Source organism: Acinetobacter sp. RF14B (genome assembly GCF_006864105.1).
Lineage (GTDB): Bacteria > Pseudomonadota > Gammaproteobacteria > Pseudomonadales > Moraxellaceae > Acinetobacter > Acinetobacter lwoffii_C.
In genome coordinates this window covers 1-4,129 of record NZ_SMTB01000140.1, presented here as the reverse complement: position 1 = coordinate 4,129, position 4,129 = coordinate 1, and the positions used below count along the sequence as shown (strand labels likewise).

The 4,129-nt window shown below is 46.4% G+C and carries 4 protein-coding genes; all 4 read right to left on the bottom strand.

What is annotated here, in order from left to right:
- Positions 1-159: 159 nt before the first annotated feature.
- The gene (putP, locus tag E2K52_RS13635) at positions 160-1,671 is read right to left on the bottom strand and encodes a sodium/proline symporter PutP (RefSeq protein WP_151205571.1); all 1,512 of its coding nucleotides are present in this window, start codon (positions 1,669-1,671) and stop codon (positions 160-162) included.
- Positions 1,672-1,886: 215 nt separating this feature from the next.
- On the bottom strand, positions 1,887-2,741 hold the full coding sequence (locus tag E2K52_RS13630) for an SPFH domain-containing protein (protein ID WP_151205570.1): 855 nt from the start codon (positions 2,739-2,741) through the stop codon (positions 1,887-1,889).
- Between the two features lie 3 nt (positions 2,742-2,744).
- Complete coding sequence (locus E2K52_RS13625; protein ID WP_151205569.1) at positions 2,745-3,227, bottom strand: NfeD family protein; 483 nt, start codon at positions 3,225-3,227, stop codon at positions 2,745-2,747.
- Between the two features lie 102 nt (positions 3,228-3,329).
- A partial coding sequence (locus E2K52_RS13620; protein WP_151205568.1) for a patatin-like phospholipase family protein occupies positions 3,330-4,129 on the bottom strand: 800 nt, incomplete at its 5' end.

Sequence of the window (4,129 nt, the reverse complement as noted above, 5' to 3'; positions counted from 1 at the left end):
TCATGAAATACGGTATTCTGATGTGACAAAACCTGAATCCTAGTCGTTAAAGTGTTTGTTTGCACTCATATTTTAACTGTTAGGACTCAGGTTTTTTTATTTAAAGCAAACTATGGGACAGCAGTGGACTTAACGTCCTCTTTTTAGTGGATCGCTCAATTATTTGCTTTGGTTATACAGACGTTCTGCTTCTTCAAAACGGGTGGTAATTGCGGCAGTTGGGGTTTTGTCTATCAGGCTCACCAGTACAATCGCAATCCATGAGCACATAAAGCCGGGGATAATTTCATAGATTCCAGCTGGAATAACTCCCAGACCAGTAACGCCCAATGTGTTTTTCCAGAGAATAACCATAGCAGCACCGACGATCATCCCTGCCAGAGCACCATTTAAAGTCATGCGCTTCCAGAACAGTGACAGAATAATCAGAGGGCCGAACGCTGCACCAAAACCGGCCCAGGCATAAGACACCAAGCCCAGTACTTTAGATTCAGGATTACCCGCCATCCAGATGGCAAGCAGGGCAATCAGAAGCACCATTAAGCGGCCGACCCACACCAGCTCTTTTTGTGAGGCATTTTTACGCAGAAAAGATTTATAAAAATCTTCGGTGAGGGTGCTTGAACAGACCAGAAGCTGGCAGCTCAAGGTACTCATGACAGCCGCCAAAATTGCAGCCAGCACAATCCCGGCAATCCATGGATTAAACAGGATTTTGGTCAGTTCCATAAATACTGTTTCAGGATTGGTACTCACAACAGTGGCTAATTCTGGATGAGCCTGGAAATAAGCAATACCAAAGAAACCTGCTGCGACTGCACCGCCCAGGCAAAGAATCATCCAGGTCATACCAATACGGCGTGCATTTGGAATCGACTTGACAGAATCTGCCGCCATAAAACGCACCAGAATATGCGGCTGGCCAAAATAACCTAAGCCCCATGCCATCAGTGAAAGAATGGCTACGGTACTCAGATCACCCACCAGATTCATGGCCTGTGGACGGGCAGCTTCCAGCGCCAACGTGACCTGTGACAGATCGGAGAACGTCAGCAAGGTCACAATTGGCGTCAATAAAAGTGCAAAAATCATCAGGCCGGCCTGAATGGTATCGGTCCAGCTGACAGCCAGAAAACCACCAATAAACACATAGCTGATGGTCGCAATCGCACTGATCCAGAGAGCTGTACTGTAAGACAGGCCAAACATACTTTCAAACAGACGGGCACCGGCAACCATGCCTGAAGCACAATAAATTGCAAAGAAAATCAGAATGACAAAGGCTGACACAATACGCAGGACTTTCTTCTGGTCATTAAAGCGGTTGGAGAAATAATCTGGCAGGGTCAGGGCATTGTGCTGGACTTCGGTATGTACACGTAAACGCCCGGCAACCAGCAGCCAGTTCAGCCATGCGCCGATGATCAGGCCAATTGCAATCCACATCTCTGACAGGCCAGAAAGATAAATTGCACCTGGCAAGCCCATTAGCAGCCAACCACTCATGTCAGAAGCCCCGGCAGAAAGTGCAGTTACGAAACTACCTAAACGTCGGCCCCCTAAAATGTAATCAGAAAAGTTATTGGTTGCGCGATAAGCCATCAGGCCAATCACGACCATGGCGACGATATAAAGAAGAAAGGTAATTAAGGTCGGATTTAGGGGACTCATACAATATCCATTTTCGAGTTTTCACAGGAGATCGAAATAAGGACTTTCATGATGACCAGAGTGACGTCGGGACGTATATTTCCAGCCAAGTCCGAAGGATTTCAAAATAAATGCGAAATTTAACCATAAATTCACACTCTTTGCTGAGATTTCTTGTCCCAAAGGAAAATAGGCAACCTGATGGCTGCCTGTTTTCAGAAGAGGAAGAGGGTATTTTAATGATTTCTTCCCATCACGCCGCGGATGGTATTGAGTATATCGGCAGGCAGTACCACAGTTTTGGCATTTGGAGATTTGGCCATATCTTGCATGGCTTTGACATATTGTTCACCAAGTAAATATGCCACCGGGATTTCATTATCTCCAATTGCAGAGGTCACCATGTCAATGGCACGTTGTGAAGACTCAGCCAAAACGACTTGTGCTTCTGCATCACGGCGTGAAGCTTCCAGACGACCATCCGCTTCCAGAATGGCAGCCTGTTTTTCACCATCGGCCTTGGTTACGGTTGCACGGCGCTGACGTTCTGCAGCGGCTTGCTCTTCCATTGCGGTCTGCATCGTAATAGATGGCTTAATATCTTGAATTTCTACGGTTTTTAAGGTGATGCCCCAGTCTGAAATATCATCTGAAATACTGGACTTTAAACGTGCTTTGATATGGTCACGTGAAGATAAAGCATCATCCAGATCCATTTCACCCACGATAGAACGTAGTGAAGTCTGAACCAGGTTTTGGATAGCCCAAGAGTAGTTTTCAATACCGTATACAGCTTTTTCAGGTGTGGTCAGGTTGATATACGCCACGGCATTCATGAGCAGCACCGCGTTATCACGGGTAATCACTTCTTGAGAGGGAATATCCAGCACGATATCTTTGGTTGTGACTTTATAGGCGACTTCATCGACATAGGGAATCACGAAATTCAGGCCCGGATTCAGGGTGGTATGGTATTTACCGAGTCTTTGTACGATCCACTTATAACCTTGCGGAACAATACGCACACCTTTAAAGATGGTAATTGCAACAAAAGCTAAAAATGCAAGAACAATTATAGAGCCACTAGACATAGCTTATTCACCTTTTTCATTTTGATAATGAGTGCTGTGGGGTTGTACGACCAGGTCATTGCCGAGAATTTCTACGACACGAACACGATCTCCGACCTGTACCTTATCCAGTGCCCGGCAATTCCATTCATCTGAGCCTAATACCGGCATGGGAAAGCGTACCCGGATTTGCCCATGCTCCATATTGGTTTGAATGACCATGCCAATTTGACCAATCGTGGCTTCACGTGACAGTCCGGCCTTGGTCTTGTCGGTTGAAAGCGGCTTGATAAATTTGAACCAGAGTAGCGTACACAGAACCGAAAGCACGATCCAGGTCAGGAGCTGGGTGGTCAGACCCATCATCGGGAACATCCAGTACAGAATACCGACCATGAGGGCACCTATCCCGAACCATAGGGCAGCAAATGCAGGCAAGAGTAATTCTGAAAGGATCAGCAGAATCCCTAATACAAACCAGTGCCAAGGTTCAAGAACTAATTCCATATCGTGACCTATATCGCTAAGTATTTAATTAATCATCATCTTTATATGATTTGCTCCAATGTAACAGATGCTGCCACAGATGAATATAAAAAAACTCGTGGATCAGAATCTGGCAGGGCGTGGCGGTTTAAATGCAGCCGGAGACTGTTTGAAATCATGAATGGCTTTTTCAATGGCGCGAATTTTCAGCTGGGCGGCTTTTTCACCTTCCAGAATGGTGGCATTACTGGACTTTAAATCAAGCGTGCCGATATGGCCCACTTGCGGCTGAATCACCACGGTCGCTTGTTTCAGCTCTTCATTAATACTTTGCTGTCCCATGATATTAATAGTTTGATCCAGCAGTCCCCACATATTGATGGCTTTGCTGCTGTCCGGCCGGGCAGAAATATCTACGGCAATCACCAGATCGGCGCCCATATCCTTGGCCGTTTTAACCGGAATCGGGCTGACCAGACCGCCATCAATATATTTTTTGCCGCCAATGACTGCAGGCACAAAGACATTCGGAATACTGCAAGAGGCACGAACGGCTTGTCCGGCATTGCCTTTAATAAAATCTGCCTTACGTCCATTGTCTAACCGGGTAGCAACTGCGGCAAAACGGATCGGGAACTGTTCAATGGGTTTGTTCGCAATCTGGCTATTGACGTAATCCTGAAGTTTTTGGCCCGCAATAATTCCTTGCCGGTTCAGGGTTAAATCCCGAATATCGGATTCTTTAAAATTCAGGGCAATTTGTTGTAATTGATAAGGAGACTTACCGCTAGCGTACAGGCTGCCGACAAAACTTCCGGCACTGGTGCCAGTGACAATTTTAGGTTTAATACCATGTGACTCCAGGACTTTCAACACCCCGATATGGGCAAAGCCTTTGGCTCCGCCGCCGCCAAGCGCAACGG